At 72.8% G+C, this 19198-nt stretch carries 19 protein-coding genes; 5 read left to right on the top strand and 14 right to left on the bottom strand.

Annotated elements, in window-relative coordinates:
* Window positions 1-15 precede the first annotated feature (15 nt).
* The 3 genes from FB474_RS20185 (at window position 16) to FB474_RS20175 (ending at window position 4267) form a co-directional block, all read left to right on the top strand.
* The gene (locus FB474_RS20185) at window positions 16-2238 is read left to right on the top strand and encodes a HelD family protein (protein ID WP_141790659.1); all 2223 of its coding nucleotides are present in this window, start codon (window positions 16-18) and stop codon (window positions 2236-2238) included.
* A 309-nt stretch (window positions 2239-2547) separates the two neighbouring features.
* The gene (locus FB474_RS20900; protein ID WP_221632715.1) at window positions 2548-3648 is read left to right on the top strand and encodes a hypothetical protein; all 1101 of its coding nucleotides are present in this window, start codon (window positions 2548-2550) and stop codon (window positions 3646-3648) included.
* A 208-nt stretch (window positions 3649-3856) separates the two neighbouring features.
* On the top strand, window positions 3857-4267 hold the full coding sequence (locus tag FB474_RS20175) for a hypothetical protein (RefSeq protein WP_141790658.1): 411 nt from the start codon (window positions 3857-3859) through the stop codon (window positions 4265-4267).
* A 21-nt stretch (window positions 4268-4288) separates the two neighbouring features.
* Here FB474_RS20175 and FB474_RS20170 read toward each other — a convergent pair whose 3' ends face one another.
* The 8 genes from FB474_RS20170 to FB474_RS20135 all read right to left on the bottom strand — a co-directional run bounded on the left by FB474_RS20170 (window position 4289) and on the right by FB474_RS20135 (window position 12228).
* Window positions 4289-4804: a DUF402 domain-containing protein gene (locus tag FB474_RS20170; protein ID WP_141790657.1), complete on the bottom strand. Its 516-nt coding sequence runs from the start codon at window positions 4802-4804 to the stop codon at window positions 4289-4291.
* Between the two features lie 15 nt (window positions 4805-4819).
* Complete coding sequence (locus FB474_RS20165; protein WP_141790656.1) at window positions 4820-6106, bottom strand: adenylosuccinate synthase; 1287 nt, start codon at window positions 6104-6106, stop codon at window positions 4820-4822.
* Window positions 6107-6242: 136 nt separating this feature from the next.
* The gene (locus FB474_RS20160; RefSeq protein ID WP_141790655.1) at window positions 6243-7262 is read right to left on the bottom strand and encodes a response regulator transcription factor; all 1020 of its coding nucleotides are present in this window, start codon (window positions 7260-7262) and stop codon (window positions 6243-6245) included.
* Between the two features lie 332 nt (window positions 7263-7594).
* The gene (locus tag FB474_RS20155; protein WP_141790654.1) at window positions 7595-8785 is read right to left on the bottom strand and encodes a thiolase family protein; all 1191 of its coding nucleotides are present in this window, start codon (window positions 8783-8785) and stop codon (window positions 7595-7597) included.
* Between the two features lie 44 nt (window positions 8786-8829).
* The gene (locus FB474_RS20150) at window positions 8830-9978 is read right to left on the bottom strand and encodes an acyl-CoA dehydrogenase family protein (RefSeq protein WP_141790653.1); all 1149 of its coding nucleotides are present in this window, start codon (window positions 9976-9978) and stop codon (window positions 8830-8832) included.
* Window positions 9979-10097: 119 nt separating this feature from the next.
* Window positions 10098-10499 (bottom strand): DUF3151 domain-containing protein, encoded by a 402-nt coding sequence (locus FB474_RS20145; RefSeq protein ID WP_141790652.1) that lies wholly within the window; start codon window positions 10497-10499, stop codon window positions 10098-10100.
* A complete protein-coding gene (fbaA, locus tag FB474_RS20140; protein ID WP_141790651.1) occupies window positions 10499-11527 on the bottom strand; it encodes a class II fructose-bisphosphate aldolase in 1029 nt (342 codons plus the stop codon). Before fbaA ends, FB474_RS20145 begins: the two co-directional genes overlap by 1 nt.
* Before the next feature lie 59 nt (window positions 11528-11586).
* Window positions 11587-12228 carry a TrmH family RNA methyltransferase gene (locus FB474_RS20135; RefSeq protein WP_342778153.1) on the bottom strand — a complete coding sequence of 214 codons (642 nt, stop codon included), beginning with the start codon at window positions 12226-12228 and terminating at the stop codon, window positions 11587-11589.
* A 43-nt stretch (window positions 12229-12271) separates the two neighbouring features.
* Between FB474_RS20135 and FB474_RS20130 the strand changes: the two genes are divergently transcribed.
* Window positions 12272-12937, top strand: coding sequence for a VTT domain-containing protein (locus FB474_RS20130; protein ID WP_141790710.1), 666 nt, complete (start codon window positions 12272-12274; stop codon window positions 12935-12937).
* A gap of 115 nt (window positions 12938-13052) precedes the next feature.
* On the opposite strand, the gene FB474_RS20125 is transcribed toward FB474_RS20130, so the two are convergent.
* Complete coding sequence (locus tag FB474_RS20125) at window positions 13053-13919, bottom strand: ZIP family metal transporter (protein ID WP_141790649.1); 867 nt, start codon at window positions 13917-13919, stop codon at window positions 13053-13055.
* Window positions 13920-14039: 120 nt separating this feature from the next.
* Window positions 14040-15359: an MFS transporter gene (locus FB474_RS20120; protein ID WP_141790648.1), complete on the bottom strand. Its 1320-nt coding sequence runs from the start codon at window positions 15357-15359 to the stop codon at window positions 14040-14042.
* 55 nt (window positions 15360-15414) lie between these two features.
* Between FB474_RS20120 and FB474_RS20115 the strand changes: the two genes are divergently transcribed.
* The gene (locus FB474_RS20115) at window positions 15415-15999 is read left to right on the top strand and encodes a winged helix-turn-helix domain-containing protein (protein WP_141790647.1); all 585 of its coding nucleotides are present in this window, start codon (window positions 15415-15417) and stop codon (window positions 15997-15999) included.
* A 15-nt stretch (window positions 16000-16014) separates the two neighbouring features.
* Here FB474_RS20115 and FB474_RS20110 read toward each other — a convergent pair whose 3' ends face one another.
* The 4 genes from FB474_RS20110 to pyrE all read right to left on the bottom strand — a co-directional run bounded on the left by FB474_RS20110 (window position 16015) and on the right by pyrE (window position 19166).
* Window positions 16015-16497 carry a Cif family virulence factor gene (locus tag FB474_RS20110; protein ID WP_246092746.1) on the bottom strand — a complete coding sequence of 161 codons (483 nt, stop codon included), beginning with the start codon at window positions 16495-16497 and terminating at the stop codon, window positions 16015-16017.
* The gene (locus tag FB474_RS20105) at window positions 16494-17840 is read right to left on the bottom strand and encodes an amidase (protein WP_221632714.1); all 1347 of its coding nucleotides are present in this window, start codon (window positions 17838-17840) and stop codon (window positions 16494-16496) included. Before FB474_RS20105 ends, FB474_RS20110 begins: the two co-directional genes overlap by 4 nt.
* Before the next feature lie 90 nt (window positions 17841-17930).
* Window positions 17931-18530: a LemA family protein gene (locus FB474_RS20100; protein ID WP_141790646.1), complete on the bottom strand. Its 600-nt coding sequence runs from the start codon at window positions 18528-18530 to the stop codon at window positions 17931-17933.
* An 81-nt stretch (window positions 18531-18611) separates the two neighbouring features.
* Window positions 18612-19166 carry an orotate phosphoribosyltransferase gene (pyrE, locus tag FB474_RS20095; RefSeq protein WP_141790645.1) on the bottom strand — a complete coding sequence of 185 codons (555 nt, stop codon included), beginning with the start codon at window positions 19164-19166 and terminating at the stop codon, window positions 18612-18614.
* Window positions 19167-19198: the final 32 nt, after the last annotated feature.

The following is a 19198-nucleotide window of genomic DNA, read 5'->3' as shown; positions in this document are numbered from 1 at the left end:
GCGGAGAACGTGACCGTGCCGGACCAGTCGAACCACCAGCCGAAGCAGCCCTCGGCGGAGGTCGCCCACGAGATCGCGGTCGAGCAGGCGCACGTCGACCGTGTCTACGCCGAGCTGGGCAAGGCGGCCGAGCGCGCCTCGCTGGTCGAGGCCGAGGGCCTGGCGCGCGGCCGCACCGACCGCACCGGTGACGTGCGCGAGGAGGAGCTGACCGGCCTGTTCGAGCGGGACGCGCTGGTCTTCAACGCCGCCCGCCGCCGGACGACGCTCGACACGCAGTACGAAGGCCTGGTCTTCGGCCGGCTCGACCTGGTGCACGAGACCCGCCCCGGCACGGACGACCGCGAGGTCCGCTACGTCGGCCGCCTCGGGGTCCGCGACGACGACTACGAGCCGCTGGTCATCGACTGGCGCGCCCCGGCCGCGGCGCCGTTCTACCGCTCCACCCCGGTCGACCCGATGGGTGTGCTGCGCCGGCGGGTGCTGCGCTGCAAGGGCGCCGACGTGATCGGGGTCGAGGACGACCTCATGGTCCCGGAGGCCCCCGAGGGCATGGTCGTCGTCGGTGACGGCGCCCTCATGGCCGCGCTGACCCGCAGCCGTGGCGCGCAGATGCGCGACATCGTGGCCACCATCCAGCGCCACCAGGACGAGGCGATCCGTGCCTCGGCCCGTGGCATCACCGAGATCACCGGCGGCCCGGGCACCGGCAAGACCGTGGTGGCCCTGCACCGCGCCGCCTACCTGCTCTACTCCGACCGCCGTCGGTTCGAGAGCGGCGGCATCCTGGTGGCCGGCCCCTCTGCCGCCTACACGGCATACATCGAGCGGGTGCTGCCCTCACTGGGTGAGGAGACGGTCACGCTGCGCTCCCTCGGTGACGTCGTGGACGGGGTCACCACCGAGCGGCTCGACTCCAACGAGGCGGCGGCGATCAAGGGGTCGCTGCGGATCCGCCGCGTGCTCTCCCGGGCCGCGCGCGACCTCACCCCGGACGCGCCGACCCAGTTCCGGGCGTTCATCGGCGGCCGGCCGATCCGCCTCGACGCGCCGGTCCTCAACCGGGTCCGCAGCCAGGTGCTGCGCCACCACCAGCGCAACCTCGCCTGGGAGGCCGCCGAGCAGGCGCTCGCCGAGGCGGCGTGGGCCAGCGACCGGCACGGCGAGAAGTCCGACTTCCTCGACCGGTTCACCGACCACCTCGAGGTCGACGCGTTCATGCAGAAGTGGTGGCGTCCGGTCGACCCCCGCGAGGTGCTGCTCTGGCTCGCCGACCGGGAGCGCGCCCAGCGCTACGCCCACGGGCTGCTCTCCCCGGCCGAGGTCGACGTGCTCGTCGACTCGATGCAGGTGGCGCTGGAGACCGGTCAGTGGTCGGTCGCCGACGTCGCGCTTATCGACGACCTCGCCGCCCGGCTGGGTGCGATGAAGGAGGCGCCGCGCGAGGAGCGCGGGTTCTACGAGATCGAGGAGCTCGACGACCTGTCGCACTACGGCGTGGCGGAGGTGCAGTCCCAGCGGCTGACCCCGTCAGGCACGCCGCGCCAGTCGGAGGTCGCGCCGCACTCGATGCACGACCGCCTGATGTACGGCCGGATCGGGCGGCCGGAGGAGTACGCCCACGTCCTCGTCGACGAGGCCCAGGACCTCTCACCGATGCAGTGGCGGATGCTCGGGCGCCGGGGCCGGTGGGCCTCGTGGACCGTCGTCGGCGACGCGGCACAGAGCTCGTGGCCGGACGGCGCGGAGTCGCTGCGCGCCCGGGACGAGGCGTTCGGCACCCAGCAGCGCCGGACGTTCCACATGGACACCAACTACCGCAACGCCCGCGAGATCTTCGACTACGCCGCGGTCGTCGTGCGCCGCGAGGTGGCCGACGCCGACATCCCGCAGGCGGTGCGCGAGACCGGGGTCCAGCCCCGCGAGGTCCGTACGCCCGTGGCCGAGCTGGAGCACCGGCTGGTCGACGCCGTGGAAGACCTGCTCGGCGAGGTCGAAGGCTCGATCGCGGTCATCACGCCGCGCGCCTGGGAGGACCTTGCCGCCCCGCTCGCCAAGCACGCCTCGGAGCGCGTGTACGTCGTCGACCCGATGTCCACCAAGGGCCTGGAGTACGACGCGACGGTGATCCTCGACCCCGCGGAGATCACCCGCGAGTCGCCCGGTGGCGTCCGGGTCCTCTACGTGGCGCTCACTCGCGCCGCGCACCGGATGACCGTCCTGGAGCCCACCGCCTGAGACGGCCGGGCCCGGTTTCGGTGGCTTGCCCGTCAAGGCCGGATCACCCCCGTTTGGGTCGGCCGTTGGGGCGACCCGCACCCTCGACCCATTCGGTCGAGATTTCCCGAGAACGGTTGATGCCGTCCGCAACCGGCTTTACCAAATCCTGACCGATGCGAGCGTGATCGTTACAGAGCAGACCCCTTCGAGGATGACCCCCGCCGGGGTGCCGAACGTCGGCAGTGCTCTTGCGGTCAAGGGAGCGCTCACATGGCTCACAGGTCCAACCGACGGGGCGCATGGGGGGAAAGGCTCGCAGTAGGTGTCGTGACGGGAGCCATGGTGCTCGCACCCAGCGTCACCGCGGCGGCGGCATCGGGCAGCACCGGCGCGGCCGTGAACACCGCGGCTTCGACCAACGGCAACGGCAACGGCAACGGCAACGGCAACGGCCAGGGTGACGTGCCCCCGGGCTCGAACGGCAGCGACAACGCCAATGACGGCAACAACGGCAACGCCAATGCCAACCCGGGCAACAACGGCAACGGGAGCGGCGGCACCGACAACGGCAACGGCGGAGGCGCCGGGAACGGTGGCCAGGGCAATGGCAACCCCGGCGGCTCCGACAACGGCAACGGCGGAGGCGCCGGGAACGGTGGCCAGGGCAATGGCAACCCCGGCGGCTCCGACAACGGCGGCGGCTCCGACAACGGCGGCGGCAACGGCCAGGGCAACGGCAACGGCGGCGGCAACGGCCAGGGCAACGGCAACGGCGGCGGCAACGGCCAGGGCAACGGCAACGGCGGCGGCAACGGCCAGGGCAACGGCAACGGCGGCGGCAACGGCCAGGGCAACGGCAACGGCGGCGGGAACGGCCAGGGCAACGGCAACGGCGGCCAAGGCAACGGCGGTGGCAACGGTCAAGGCAACGGCGGTGGCAACGGCGGCGGCAACGGCCAGGGCAACGGCAACGGCGGCGGGAACGGCCAGGGCAACGGGAACGGTGGCCAAGGCAACGGTGGTGGCAACGGCGGCGGCAACGGTCAAGGCAACGGGAACGGTGGCCAAGGCAACGGCGGTGGCAACGGCGGCGGCAACGGCGGTGGCAACGGCGGTGGCGGCTCCGACAACGGAGGCGGCAACGGCGGTGGCAACGGCGGTGGCGGCTCCGACAACGGAGGCGGCGACGGCGGTGGCACGCCGCCGGTCCAGCCCCCGTCGACTCCCTCGACCCCGGTCGTCCAGCCCGTCGTGCCGCACGGCGTCGAGCCGCCCGCGGAGTCGGCCTCTGAGCCCCAGGCAGCTGCCCCGGTGGTCCGGACCCTGCCCATGACGGGCCCCCAGCCCGTGGGACCACTGCTCGCACTGTCGGCGATGCTGGTGATGGCCGGAGCGGCTCTGCGCCGACTGGCCCGACTGCAGCGCTAGACACCGGAACGGCCACGGTGCCCCAGCCCGTCGGGCTGGGGCACCGTCCTGCGCTCGGCCTCTCCCGCCGATGCATGAGCGCCGCCTCCGACGAAGGGGTGTGCGGCGCCCACGAGCCCCTCACCCGCGGGCACGACGTAGGTCGCCCTACGTCCTGCCTACGCTCGGCCTACGGCATTCTCCGTGCCGTCCGACCGAGGAGTCAGCCATGCTCCGCACCCCACGCCGGCTCCGGGCGCCGCGTCGATCCGCGGACCCCGGGCCAGAGCACGTCCTGCACCAGGAAGGCATCTCGACGACGCCTCCCCCGCCCACCGACAGCAAGGGTGCCGACGAGCAGGTGGCGGTCGACCCGACGGCGCCAGAACAGGTCCCTGTCGCCGACCTCCACGCCGGCACGCCCGAGCTGGTGGTCTCCCGGCGACGAGGGTGCTTCGTCCTGACCGCCACCGACGGCACCGAGGTCGGGGTGATCCAGGGCGACTACGTCATCGGCTTCACCGCCCGCTACCTGGGCCGGGCCCGGTTCATCAAGGACCTCGACGAGGCGAAGGACGAGATCACCCGGGCCTGGCTGGAGCAGCTGGGCCACGCGGAGGCCCAGCCCCAGGCCGGCTGAGCCGCGCCGCCGGACCGGACCTCAGGACACCTGGCCCAGCCACGGCTCCCACACAGCGGGGGCGAACGGCGCCTGCTCGGCGCGGACCGCGACAAGGACCTCGTCCCGCGTGGACTCGGCCATCCGCACGACCTCGCGCGGGTAGCCGAATCGCACCTGGTGCTCGGCGAACTCGTCCTCGTCGTCGACGTAGACGCGGGCGTCCTGCGTGCGCACCACGTCGAGGTCGAGGTCGACCATCGTCACCTCGTCCCCGGAGTCCGACCAGACCGCCGGGGTCGCCATGTCGACGTAGACCCGGGTGTCGTGCCGGTGCCCCTCCCCGTAGAAGGTCGCCACCCAGGGCCGCCCCTTTGGGACCAGCATGACCAGGGGCCCGGTCGCCTCGTAGGCCACCACCTCGGGACGGGTGAACACCGTGCCGGCGGGACCGCCCAACCACACGCCGTGGTCGTCGATGCCGAGCCGCCACAACGGCGCCAGCCAGTGCTCACGACCGTCCCACTTGGTGAACCTGAGCAGGACCTCGTCCACCACGCCCCCCTCGCCGTGTCAGCCGAGCAGCGAGTGCCGCTCGATCGTGGCCTCGCGGCCCGGGCCCACGCCGACCGTGGAGATCCGGGCGCCGATGAGCTCCTCGAGCCGCTCGATGTAGCGCTGGGCGTTGACCGGCAGCTCCTCGAAGGTACGGCAGCCGGAGATGTCCTCGCTCCAGCCGGGCAGCTCCTCGTAGACCGGGACCGCGTGGTGGAAGTCGCTCTGGCTGACCGGCATCTCGTCGTGGCGGACGCCGTTGACGTCGTAGGCCACGCACACGGGGATGGTCTCCAGGCCGGTCAGCACGTCGAGCTTGGTGACGACGAAGTCGGTGACCCCGTTGACCCGGGTGGCGTAGCGGCCGACGACCGCGTCGACCCAGCCGCACCGGCGCGGGCGGCCGGTCGTGGTGCCGAACTCGGCACCGACGTCGCGCAGCCGGTCGCCCATCTCGTCGTGCAGCTCGGTCGGGAACGGGCCCTCGCCGACACGGGTGGAGTAGGCCTTGAGGATCGCGATGACCCGGTCGATGCGGGTCGGCGGCACACCCGAGCCGGTGCAGGCGCCGGCGGAGGTCGCGTTGGAGGACGTCACGAACGGGTAGGTGCCGTGGTCGACGTCGAGCAGCGTCGCCTGGCCCGCCTCGAACAGGACCGTCTTGCCCTCGTCGAGGGCGTTGGACAGCAGCAGCCCGGTGTCGGCGACCATGGGACGCAGCCGCTCGGCATACGTCAGGAGCTCCTCGACCACCTCGTCGACCTCGATGGCGCGACGGTTGTAGATCTTCACGAGCACCTGGTTCTTGATGTCCAGGGCGCCCTCGATCTTGGCGCGCAGGATCTTCTCGTCGAACAGGTCCTGCACCCGGATGCCGATGCGCGACATCTTGTCGGCGTAGGTCGGGCCGATGCCGCGGCCGGTCGTGCCGAGGCGGCGGCTGCCGAGGAAGCGCTCGGTCACCTTGTCGAGCACCCGGTTGTACGACGGGATCAGGTGTGCGTTCGCGCTCACCACGAGGCGCGAGGTGTCGACACCACGGGCGTTGAGGGCGTCGATCTCCTCGAACAGCACCGAGAGGTCGACGACCACGCCGTTGCCGATGACGGGGGTGCAGCCCGGGGTGAGGATGCCGCTGGGCAGCAGGTGCAGGGCGTACTTCTCGCCGTCGATGACGATGGTGTGGCCGGCGTTGTTGCCGCCGTTGAACTTCACGACGTAGTCGACACTGCTGCCGAGCAGGTCCGTCGCCTTGCCCTTGCCTTCATCGCCCCACTGGGCGCCGACCAGCACGATCGCCGGCATGCGGGCCACCTTCCCTACGCATCGCTCACGGCACACCCGCCCGTCCGATGGTGCGGGAATGGCTCAGGCCCCGCCGCAGATGCGCACGGGGCCCGTGCGCCCGAACGATACCGGCTCGGGTCCGCGGAGAACGAACTCACCCGTTCGGGGCACCAGGTCCGACGCCGCCGCGCGCGGCCCCGATGAGGCCCCGGCGCTGCGCCGCGACGCCGAGCTGGAACCGCGTGTCGGCACCCAGGTCGGCCATCAGGTTGGCCACCCGACGGCGCACCGTGCGCACGCCCCAACCGAGGTAGCGCGCGATGGCCTCGTCCTTGAGGCCGCCGGCGAGCAGGGTGAGCAGGCGGCGGTCGGCGTCGGTCTCCACGGAGGCGTCCGGCACGGGGAGCGCCACCGACCAGGCCAGGTCGAACATCGTGGTGAACGCCGAGACCAGCATCTCGTCGCGGATGACGACGAAGTCCGAGGTGGGGTCGTGCCAGCTGGCGACCGCGAGCACCACCTCGTCGCCGAAGACCGCGAACTCGCTCGGCGGGCTGTCGGTGACCCGCTGCTGCTCCCCGACGTCGGACCAGCCGCGCATCCAGCGCTGGCTCGCCGGGTCCTCCAGCGCACTGAGCGGGTAGAGCGCGCGCTGCTCGCGGCCGGCGGCCACCGCCGCCTGGGCGGTCCGGTAGGTGTCGTCGTCCAGCCCCGGCCCGACGTCCACCCGGACGACGGAGGTCCGGATCACGCCGCTGGTGATCCGGATGGTGTGCTCGACCAGGCTCGGCGCCAGCTGCGCCGAGACCTCCTCCCAGGCCGGCCGGCGGGTCGCCGTGCTGCCGGACTGGCCGACCCGGTGGTCGGCGGCGAACTGCGCGATCGCGTTGCGCGCCTCGGACAGCTCCCGGCGCCGCGAGTCCAGCCGCGCCTCCTCGCTGTCGATGAGCCGCTCGAGGGCTGCGCGGGGGTGCTCGACGACCACCTGGTGATCGGTCGTCTCCCGGACGAGGCGGATCGCGATGAGTGACTGCAGCGCGGTGGTGACCTCCTCCAGCGTCCAGCCGAGCTCGGCGGCGTGGGTGGCGACGTCGCTCCTGCTGGAGCGCAGGATCCTGCGGTAGAGGGTCTCTGCCGCCTCGGAGACGCGGAACGGCGCGAGGTACGGACTCACCCCCGACCACCCGGGCCGAGGGTCCCTTCCGTCGTGCGGCGGCGGGCAACCCTGCCAACGATCGATGTCATGTTTGGCAGGTTACGGCCATTGGCAGGAGAGGGCCATCATCCGGCGCGGAAAGAGTGCATCATCGTGAGTGGTCGGTAGAGACACGCAGGGGACGCAGGTCCTCCGACCAGGGCAGGATCCCTTTCGCAGGGGCCCTGCAACACCGCAGGGGGCAGTGCCGGGGGTCGGGACTCATCAGGGTCCCGGCCCCCGGCACTTCTGCGTCCGGATCACCGCCGGGTATGCCGCGCCGCCCCGTCCGGGGCCGGCCCACCGCGGCGTCAGGCCGTGAGGTTCTCCAGGATGGTCGCGTTGGCCATGCCACCGCCCTCGCACATGGTCTGCAGGCCGTACCGCCCACCCGTCCGGGCCAGGTGGTGCACGAGGGTGGCCGCCAGGCGGGCTCCCGAGCCGCCCAGCGGGTGACCGAGCGCGATCGCCCCGCCGTGGGGGTTGAGCCGGGTCCGGTCGGCCCCGGTCTCGGCCAGCCACGCCAGCGGCACCGAGGCGAACCCCTCGTTGACCTCGAACGCGTCGATGTCGCCGATGGACAGCCCCGCCTTCGCCAGGGCCTTGGCCGTGGCCGGGATCGGGCCGGTGAGCATGATGACCGGGTCGACGCCGGCCAGGACCGCGGTGTGCACGCGGGCCAGCGGGGTCCAGCCGTTCGCGGCGGCGATCTCGGAGGTGGTCACCAGCATGGCGCCGGCCCCGTCGGAGATCTGCGAGGCGTTGCCGGCCGTGACGGTGCCGTTCTCCTCGAAGGCGGTGCGCAGCCCGCCGAGCACCTCCAGCGTCGTGCCTGGGCGCACGCCCTCGTCGGTGCTGAACGTCGTCGTGGGCTCACTGCCGTCCAGGACCACCGATCCGTCCGCGGCCAGCGGCACCGGCACGATCTCCTCCTCGAAGGCGCCCGCCTTCTGGGCCGCCGCGGCCAGCTCGTGCGAGGCCACGCTGTAGGCGTCGACGTCCTCGCGGGAGAAGCCCCACTGGCGGGCGATCATCTCGGCGCTGATGCCCTGGTTGAAGGCCACGTTGTCGTAGCGGGCCAGAACGCCGGGACCGAACGGCATACCGGGCCCGTTCGCGACGCTGGAACCCATGGCCACCCGGGTCATCGACTCCACGCCACCGGCGACGGCGACGTCGTACTGCCCGCTGATGACGCCGGCGGCGGCGAAGTGCAGGGCCTGCTGGCTGGACCCGCACTGGCGGTCGAGCGTGGTGGCCGGCACGGCCTCGGGCCACCCGGCGGCGAGGACGCCGTTGCGCCCGACGTTGAAGCCCTGTTCGCCGACCTGGGAGACGCAGCCCCAGATGACGTCGTCGACCAGCGCGGGGTCGAGTCCGACCCGGTCGGCGAGCCCGCGCAGGGCGATGGCGCTGAGGTCGGCCGGGTGGGCCCCGGCGAGGGCGCCCTTGCGGCGGCCCACGGGGGTCCGCACGGCCTGGACGATGACGGCGTCGCGCATGGGGTGTTCTCTCCTGGTGTCGGGTTGGTGAAGTCGTGGTCCCGCTACAGGCCGAGGTCCTTGGCGATGATCGACTTCATGATCTCGCTGGACCCGCCGTAGATCCGCGAGACGCGGGCGTCGGCGTACATCCGGGCGATCGGGTACTCGAGCATGTAGCCGTAGCCGCCATGCAGCTGCAGGCAGGCGTCGACGACGTCGGCCTGCAGCTCGGTCGTGTAGAGCTTGACCCGCGCCGCGTCGGCACCGGTCAGCGTGCCGGCATCGAGCTCCTCCAGCGCCGCGTCGACGAGCTGCCGCCCCGCCTCCACCCGGGCCGACAGCCCGGCGAGGACGAACTTGGTGTTCTGGAACGACGCGATCGGGGTGCCGAACGCCTTGCGCTCGCGCACGTAGTCTCGGGTCAGCTCGATCGCCCGCTCGCAGGTGGCCTGCGCGGAGACGGCGATGGACATCCGCTCCTGGGGCAGGTTGGCGGTGAGGTACTCGAAGGCGCGGCCCTCCTCGCCGAGGCGGTTGGCCACCGGCACGCGCACGTCGTCGAAGAACAGCTCGCCGGTGTCCTGGCTCTTCAGGCCGATCTTCTCCAGGTTGCGCCCTCGGGTGAAGCCGGGCATGCCCTCCTCGACCACGAGCAGGGTCAGCCCCGCGCGACGGTCGCCGGCATCCCGGGAGGTGCGGGCCACCACGACGACGAGGTCGGCCTGGATGCCACCGGTGATGAACGTCTTGGTCCCGTTCAGGACGTAGTCGTCCCCGTCGCGCACGGCGGTGGCACTGATGCCGGCCAGGTCGGAGCCGGTCCCCGGCTCGGTCATCGCGATCGCCGTGACGAGCTCGCCGGTGGCGAACCCGGGGAACCACCGCTCGCGCTGGGACGGCGTGGCGTAGGCCAGGAAGTAGGGCAGCACCACGTTGAGGTGCAGCTGCAGGGCGCCGGTCACCGCGCCGGTGCGGGCGACCTCCTCGGCGAGGGCGACGTTGTAGCGGAAGGAGGTCTCCCCCGACCCGCCGAACTCCTCGGGGACCTGCAGGCCGGTCACGCCCAGGGCGCCCAGCTCGGCATACAGGCTCTTGGGCACGAGCCGGGCGTGCTCCCACTCCTGCACGTGGGGCAGGACCTTCTCGGTGAGGAAGGCCCGAAGGCTCTCGCGGAAAGCCCGCTCCTCGGCTGACTCCGGCCGCCTGCGCATGAGCGCTCTCCGTCCCACTGGATTGCCCGGCCCTGCGAGGTTACCCGCCAGTAGCCGGACAGAGAACAGGCGCCGCCGTGTGACGTGTCACGCGGCGGCGCCCGGTCGTGCGCAGGGGCTCAGAGGCCGAGCGCCTCCGCGGCCTCGGGCGAGGAGTCACGCAGGAACTGGGCGCAGCGCTGCTCCTCGTCGGTCTCGCCGATCGCCCCGGCGGCCCGGCTCAGGGCGGCCAACGCGCGCAGGAACCCGCGGTTGGGCTCGTGCGACCACGGCACCGGCCCCTGGCCGCGCCAGCCGCCGCGGCGCAGGGCGTCCAGCGCCCGGTGGTAGCCGGTGCGGGCGTAGGCGTAGCCCTCGACGGTGCGGCCGTCGGCCAGCGCCGCCTCGGCCAGGGTGGCCCAGGCCAGGGACGAGGTGGGGTGGGCCGCCGCGACCGCGGCCGGGTCCTCCCCCGCGGCCAGGGGCGCCGCGGCCGGGTCCTCGGGCAGGCGGGTCTCGGGGATGCCGAGCAGGTTGCTCATCAGGCGTGCGTCCCGGCCGAGCGGAGGTTCTCGCAGGCGGTGACCACGCGGGCCGCCATGCCGGCCTCGGCCTCCTTGCCCCAGGCGCGCGGGTCGTAGGCCTTCTTGTTGCCGACCTCGCCGTCGACCTTGAGCACGCCGTCGTAGTTCTTGAGCATGAAGCCGGCGACCGGGCGGGTGAAGGCGTACTGCGTGTCGGTGTCGACGTTCATCTTCACCACGCCGTAGTCGACCGCGGCGGAGATCTCCTCCGGCAGCGAGCCCGAGCCGCCATGGAAGACCAGGTCGAACGGCTTGGCGTCGGCGGCCAGGCCGCGGGACTTGATGACGGCCTCCTGGGCCTGCTTGAGGATCTCGGGGCGCAGCTTGACGTTGCCCGGCTTGTAGACGCCGTGCACGTTGCCGAAGGTCAGCGCGGTCATGTAGCGACCGTGCTCACCGAGGCCGAGCGCCTCGACGGTGGCGAGGGCGTCCTCGGGGGTGCTGTAGAGCTTCTCGTCGATCTTGCCGACGACGCCGTCCTCCTCACCGCCCACGACGCCGACCTCGATCTCGAGGATGACGTCGGCGGCCTGGCACAGGTCCAGCAGCTCGCGGGCGATCTGGAGGTTCTCGGTCAGCGGCACAGCCGAGCCGTCCCACATGTGCGACTGGAACCACGGGGTGCCGCCGGCCCTGACCCGCTCGGTCGAGGCGGCCAGGAGCGGCCGGACGAAGCCGTCGAGCTTGTCCTTGGGGCAGTGGTCGGTGTGCAGCGCGATGTTGACGTCGTACTTCTTCGCCACCTCGTGGGCGAACGCCGCGAACGCGAGCGAGCCGGCGACCATGTCCTTGACCGTGGGGCCGGAGAGGTACTCGGCGCCGCCGGTCGAGACCTGGATGATGCCGTCGCTGCCGGCCTCGGCGAAGCCCCGGATGGCCGCGTTGAGGGTCTGGCTGGAGGAGACGTTGATCGCGGGGTACGCGAACGCTCCTGCCTTGGCGCGGTCGAGCATGTCTGCGTACACCTCAGGTGTCGCGATGGGCATGGTGACTCCCTCACGGTCCGTGGGACGCACGCCGTTGTGCGACCGGGCTCCTCGTCATCCTAGGGCGACGCCGGTTGCCCGAACACGTGACGTCGGACCCACGCGTGCATGGCGATCGCGGCCGCCGCGCCGGCGTTGATCGAGCGGGTCGAGCCGAACTGGGCGATGTCGAGGATCACCTCGCAGCCCTGCCGGGCCGCCTCGGACAGGCCGGGCCCCTCCTGCCCGAACAGCAGGACGCAGTGCCGCGGCAGGTCATAGGTCTCCAGCGGCACCGAACCGGGCAGGTTGTCGATGCCGATGACCGGTATGCCGTGCCCGTCCGGTCCATGGGCGGAGGCCCACGCCAGCAGCGCCTCCACGCTGTCGTGGTGGTGCTCGTGCTGGTAGCGGTCGGTGACCATGGCGCCCCGCCGGTTCCAGCGGCGCCGGCCCACGATGTGGAACGCCTTGGCGTTGAAGGCGTTGGCGGTGCGGATCACCGAGCCGATGTTGAAGTCGTGGGCCCAGTTCTCCACCGCGACGTGGAACTCGTGCCGCGAGGTGTCGAGGTCGCGCACGATCGCCTCGTGCGTCCAGTAGCGGTAGCGGTCGGCGACGTTGCGCCGGTCGCCCCCCGCGAGCAGGCCCTCGTCATACCTGGGGTCGGAGGGCCACGAACCCTCCCATGGGCCGACCCCCACCTCATGCGCGTCGTTCACGCAGGCCACTCTCCCAGAGCCGTCCTCTACCCTCGTGCCCGTGATGCACTCCCTGGGTCCGCAGTGGCTCGACCCCCAGTACCTGCTCGACCACTACGGCAACATGGCCCTGTGGATCAGCGCGCTCATCATCTTCGCCGAGTGCGGGCTGTTCACCGCGTTCCTGCCCGGTGACTCGCTGCTGTTCACCATCGGCCTGTTCGCCGCGCTGCCGCACAACCCACTCGGGCTGCCGTTCTGGCTGGTCCTCGTGGTGCTCGTCGCGGCGGCGTTCCTCGGCAACGTCGTCGGCTACGAGATCGGCCGGGCCATCGGCACGCCGCTGTACAAGCGCGACGGCCGGCTGGTCAAGCGGGCCTACATCGACAAGACCACCGACTTCTTCGAGCGCTACGGCAACCGGGCCATCGTGCTCGGCCGGTTCGTGCCGATCGTGCGCACGTTCATCACCGTCGTCGCCGGCGTGGGCAAGATGGAGCGGCGGCGCTTCTTCACCTACAGCTTCATCGGCGCGCTGCTGTGGGCCGTCGGCGTGACGGTGCTCGGCTACTTCCTCGGCCAGATCTCGTTCGTGAAGAACAACCTCGAGATCATGCTGCTGCTCATCGTCGCCGTCTCGCTCATCCCGGTCGCGATCGAGTTCCTGCGCCACCGCGCCGCCGCCAAGCGCGGCGAGACCGCCGAGGACTCGGTCACCGGCCCGCTCTGAGGCAGGGCTTCCCGGTCCTGACGTTCCCGGTCCTGCGCGGCCGGAGACACGAAACGGCCCGTCCCCCGCCCGGCAAGGCGGTGGGACGGGCCGTTCGTGCGTTCGGAGCGCCGGGTCAGGCGCCGGCTGCCACGAGGATGCCGTCGGTGAGGAAGCCCATCAGCAGGCCACCGAGGATGCACCAGGTGGTGAGCTCCTTCATGCCGGTCCGGCGGGCGACGGACAGCAGCTCGATCACGACATAGAGCACCGAGCCTGCCGCCATGCCCAGGAAGGCGATGGCCAGGGTGTCGTTGACGACGCTCTGACCAACCAGGGTGCCGACGAAGGTGGGGCCCCCGCCGATGAGGCCGAGCAGGGCCAGTCGGCCCCAGCTCGGGCGGACGGTGTCACCGGCCAGCGGGGCGACGATGCCGAAGCCCTCGGTGGCGTTGTGCAGCGCGAAGCCGATCACCAGCATCACGGCCAGGGACAGCGAGCCGCTGGCGGCGGAGTTGCCGATGGCCAGGCCCTCGGCGAAGTTGTGCAGGCCGATGCCGACGGCGATCATCAGCGACAGGTCGGCGGCGGCGGAGCGGGCCGGCGCGGGGGTGACGGCGGGGTCGGTCACCGGCACAGCCGGGGCGCCCGGGGCGCCGACGGGGACGGCAGCCGGCGTAGACACCGCCTGCGAGCGGGCGCGCCGGGCGGCCATCACCTTGTCGTAGTAGACGAGGCCGGTCATGCCGACCGCGAGGCCCACGGCCATCACCACGAAGCCGGTGGTCGCGGTGCCCCACTTGTGGTCGGACAGCGCGGCGTCGGTGGGCTCCCAGGCGTGGGCGAGGATGTCCCAGACGAGGAACACGAGGACGCCGATGGCGATGCCGTTGAGGGCCGCCTTGAGCCGCGGGGCCGGCTGGCGCAGCCGGCCGACGGGCAGGCCGAGGAAGATCGTGAACCCGGCGATCGCGCCCAGGAGGGCGATCTGGCTACCTGACATGGAACGGAACTCCGGAGGACTCGGGACACCCACCACGACTTAGGTGAGCCTCACCAAGGTAAGCCTCACCATGCCGTCATGGCCAATCGCCCCTGCCCGGACTGACCGACAGGGGTGGGGTCAGACCGCCAGGCCGACGTCGGGGACTGCCGACACGCCCGTGGTGGGGGGCACGTCGACGGTGGCCGCCTCGTGAACGGGGGCGGCACGGTCCACGCCACGGAGCTGGACCGCCATCGCCACCATGACACCCACCGCCAGCGCGCCGCCCAGCACGAAGGTGCCGCGGGGTCCGAGCACCGAGCCGCCGAGCGCACCGAGACCCATGGCGACGACGGACCCGGCGCGCGACACCCCGGCCAGGGCGGCCAGGACCTTGCCGCGGTCGCGCTCGGGCGGGCGGACGGCATACAGGGGACCGGTGGCGGCATTGGCGGCCGCGTTGGCGACCCCGACCATGGCGAACACGCCGGCGACGACGACGACCGAGGGCGCCAGCCCTGCCGCGCCGACCCCGAGCGCCGTGCCGGCGAAGCCCAGCAGGAGCACCCGCACGCGCGCGGCGTCGGTCGCGGCCCGCCCGGCGAACCAGGCACCGAGCACGGCCCCGACGCCGAACACCGCCTGCACCAGGCCGAAGGCGGTGGCGCTGGCGTGGAGGGCGTCCCGGACGAGGAACACCTCGGCGACGTTGACCCCCTCGAGCACGACGACGAACGGCATCATCCAGACGAACGTCACCCACAGCAGCCGGTCGCGCCGCATCAGCCGCAGCACGTCCAGCGCGCGGACCCGGGCCCGCTCGGCGCGCTCGGCGAGGGCCGGCTCGGCCACCGCGTGGCGGCCGCCGCGGCGGGTGCGCACCAGGGCGGCCGCGAGGAGGAGGCCGGTGAAGGAGGCCGCATCCACCCACAGCGCGGCGGAGACGCCCCAGGTGCCCACGAGCAGGCCGCCGGCGGTGGCGCCGACCACACCGGTGGCCGCGAGCAGCCCCTGCTGCAGCGCGCTGACCCGACCCATGTCCTCGTCGCCGACGATGCGCGGCAGCAGCGCACCCCAGGTCGGGTTGCTCACGGCCTGGCCCAGCTGGAGCAGCACGACCAGGGCCACGGTGGCCGCCAGGCCGTCGACCAGGGCCAGGCCGGCGCACGCCAGCAGCTCGACGCTGGTGCTGGCCAGCAGGACGCGGCGCGAGTCGAACCGGTCCGAGACCTGCCCGACCACGCCCATGAGCAGCACCGGAGGGAGGCTGAACGCGGCGAGCAGCACGGCCATCCCTGCCGTGCCGGAGCCCTGGTCGTGGATGCGCAGCATCAGCGCGAACAGGGCGAGGGCGTCACCGACGTAGGACAGGGCCCGGGCCGGCATGACCAGGCGGAGGTCCCGGTGGCGCCACAGCGACCGGTTCGTCGTCGCCGACTTGTGAAGGGTTTGCTTCATAAATCGTGAAGGTACTGTTTCACATCTGCCGGGTCAAGCCCTTACGCTTCACGGCATGGCACCTCGCCCCGCGCAGCACAAGGTCGTCACCCTGACCGACCCCAAGGCCATCCGGGCGCTCGCCCACCCGGCCCGGCAGCGGGTGATCGACGAGCTCTACGGCGGCGCGGTGCTCACCGCCACCGAGGCCGCCAGGCTGTGCGGCCTGACCGCTTCGGCGATGAGCTACCACCTGCGCGCCCTGGAGAAGTGGGGGATCGTCGTGCGCGACGAGGGCGGCGAGGACGCCCGCGAACGGCCTTGGCGTGCCGCCGCCCGGGACCTGCGCATCGAGCACGCTGCGCACGGCCGCTCCACACCGACGGCCGCGAAGGCCTTCGTCAGCACCTTCATGGCGCCGCTCGTCGAGGAGCTCGAGGCCTGGGCGGCCAGCGACCGGCGCGGGCAGGACGACGGCACCGCCATGGTCCGTGGCCGAATGTGGCTGACGACCGCGGAGGCCCGGGCCCTGGTCGACCAGATCAGCGCCCTCCTGGAGCCCTACGAGGAGCGGACCCCCGAGGACCACCCTGAGGGTGCGGCACCGTTCAGCAGCTTCTGGTCCCTGCTTCGCCGCCCGAACGACACCGCCACGGCCTAGCGCCGGACCGTCCGCTCAGGCTGAGCCGGCCCCCGGCCAGCCGGGGTCGACCTCGAGGCCATCGCGCTCGTCGTCCCACGCCGCCGCGCTGACCCGCCACCCGTCGGTGGTCCGGACCAGCTGCAGGGTCTTCATCCCCCGCGCGGTGAACGGGGTCCCGTCCTGCACCCCCGCCTTGGCGTAGCTGCAGAAGTGCTGGGCGATGTCGCCGAACACCTCGGTGCGCCCGTGCACCTCCCACTCGCGGAAGTCGACGAGCGTCCCGCCGGTCAGCAGCGCCTGGCGCGGGGCGATGAAGCTGTCGACGTCGTAGACGGCGGGCACCAGGCCGCAGGTCCGGACGATGACCGCGTCGGGCAGGAACACGCCGCGCAGCGCGTCGAGCCGGGCGGCGCTGTCCGGTCCGGAGGTGAACGCGGCGAAGAACGTCCGCACCACGTCGGCGATCGCCGCCCTGTCCGCCTCGGTGCCGGCCAGGGCGCCGGTTCCCGTGCTCACGCGAACCCCGGAGCCACGCGGGGCCACGGTGCGAGTGCCTCGAGCTGGGCGGCGACGCCGATCAGGCGGGACTCCCGGCCGGCCGGCGCGACGAGCTGCACGGCCAACGGCATCCGGCGGTTGTGGCCGCCGATCGGCACGGTCATGGCCGGGTAGCCGGCGAGGTTCCACGGGCCCTGGAAGGGCGCGTAGCGAGTCGAGGCCAGGACGTTGGCCAGCCAGCTGCGCTCGTGCCACCGGGCGGCGGGCGGGGGCGGCCCGGCGAGCGCCGGGGTGACCAGCACGTCATACCGCTCGAAGAACGGCTCGACCGCGGCCCGCCACCGCTCGCGGGCCCCGTCCTTGACCAGGCCGCGCTGCTGCAGGAGCCGCCCGAGCCCGATGTGCCCCCGGGTCCGGCGCTGCAACAGCTCGGGGTCGAGCCCCTCGGCCGTCCGCGCGGCACCGGCGAACCAGCGCGCGGTCATCTCGTTCATCGACCCCGGCCGGTAGGGCGGGTCGTCGTCACGCACGGTGTGGCCGGCCTGGCGCAGCAGCTCACCGGCCCGGCCCGCCGCGCGGCGCTGGTCGGCACCCACCGGCACGCCGGGCAGCGGCGGGCGCGTGGACACCGCCACGCGCAGGATGCCGGCCGAGGTGGACACGCGCGCCAGGTCGGGCCGCTCGGCGAGGACCGAGAGGAGCAGGGCGGCGTCGGCGACCGTGGTGGCGAGGGGGCCGTGCGTGGACATGCCGTACCAGCCCTCGGACGGCTCGGCGACCACCCCGGCGCCGGGCTTGATGCCGACCAGGCCGCAGCACGCCGCGGGGATGCGCACCGAGCCCATCCCGTCCGAGCCGTGCGCCAGGGGCACCAGACCGGCGGCGACCGCGGCGGCGCTGCCACCGGAGGAGCCGCCGGGGGTGCGGGTCAGGTCCCACGGGTTGCGCGCGGTGCCCTCGGCGGAGTCGGTCATCGGCCAGATGCACAGCTCGGGCACCCGGGTCAGGCCGACGACGACCGCCCCGGCGGCGCGCAGGCGCTGCACGACCACGTGGTCGGCCTCGGCCGGTTCGCGGGAGGTCGCCCGGGACCCGTCCTCGGTCCGCTCGCCCGCGACGGCGACGTTGTCCTTGACGGCCACGGGCACGCCGGCGAGCGGCAGGCCCTCGAGGGCGCCGCGACCGGCGAGCTCGGCCGCCTCCCGCCGGGCCTCCCGGGTGCGGATCCGGCGGAATGCGCCGATGCGCGGGTCGTGGGTCGCGATGCGGTCGAGCGCGGCCTCGGTGGTGAGGCGGGGATCGAGGTCGCCGGCGTGCACGGCCGCGGCGATCCCGGTGGCGGTGTCGGGCTGCGGGGTCACACCCCGGACGCTAGGTGAGGACGCCTTCGCCCGCCACAGGCGAACGGACGGTGCCGGGCGCGGGCGCACCCGGCACACCCGCCCCGGGCCTCAGTCCTGCGGGGTCGACGGCGCCGGGGTGGTGCCGTCGGTGCCGGGGAAGCTGACGCTCGGCGCGGTGCGGGCGGCCTCCTCGGCCTCGAAGTACTCCTCGCGCGTGATGTGGAACATCGAGGCGAAGATGTTGGACGGCACCGTCTCGACCTTGGTGTTGAGCTCGCGGACGTTGGCGTTGTAGTAGCGCCGCCCGGCGGCGATGCGGTCCTCGGTGGAGCTGAGCTCCTGCTGCAGCGAGAGGAAGTTCTGGTTGGCCTTGAGGTCCGGGTAGGCCTCGGCGACCGCGATGAGCCGGCCCAGCGCCTGGGTCAGCACGTTCTCGCTCTGCGCCGCGGCGGCCGGGCCCTGACCGCCGGCCATCGCCGCGGAGCGCGCCTTCATGACGTCCTCGAGGGTGCCGCGCTCGTGCGCCGCGTAGCCCTTGACCGTCTCGACCAGGTTGGGGATCAGGTCGTGCCGGCGCTTGAGCTCGACGTCGATCTGGCGCCAGGCCTCCTGCACGAGGTTGCGCAGCTTGACCAGCCCGTTGTAGGTGGAGACCGCCCAGAGGATCAGCAGCACGACGATGACGGCGATGACGATCCAGACGACCATGAGGGGCTCCTGCGGTAGTGGGTGCTCCCAGCCTAGCCAGCGCCGGGGTCCCCACGCCGCTGGTTATGCGGCAGGGTGCGCTCAGGCGAGCCCGAGCTCCTGCACGCTGTATGCCGCGCGGTAGGGAAGGCCCTCGGCCTCCACCTTCTCCTGGGCGCCGCTGGCGCGGTCGGCGATGACGGCCACCGCCACGACCTCGGCCCCGGCCTCGCGGCAGGCGGCCACGGCGGTCAGCGGCGAGCCGCCGGTGGTGGAGGTGTCCTCGACGACGAGCACCCGGCGCCCGGCGATGGAGGGGCCCTCGATCCGCTGCTGGAGGCCGTGGGCCTTCTCGGCCTTGCGCACGACGAACGCGTCGAGCCGGCGACCGGCCGCGGCGCTGGCGTGCAGCATCGCCGTGGCCACCGGGTCGGCGCCCATCGTCAGGCCGCCGACCGCGTCGACGTCGAGGTCGCCGACCAGGTCGGTCATCACCTGGCCGACGAGCGGGGCGGCCTCGCCGTCGAGGGTGATGCGGCGCAGGTCGACGTAGAAGTCGGCCTCCTTGCCCGAGGACAGGGTGACCGTGCCGTGGACGACGGCCTTGGCCTTGATGAGCTCGAGCAGACGGGCGCGGGCGGCAGCGGAGTCAGTCACGGCCTTCACCCTAGCTGCGCCGGCGACTGAGG

The organism is Oryzihumus leptocrescens (assembly GCF_006716205.1).
In the GTDB taxonomy this organism is placed as follows: domain Bacteria; phylum Actinomycetota; class Actinomycetes; order Actinomycetales; family Dermatophilaceae; genus Oryzihumus; species Oryzihumus leptocrescens.
This window is presented reverse-complemented; position numbering and strand designations above follow the sequence as displayed.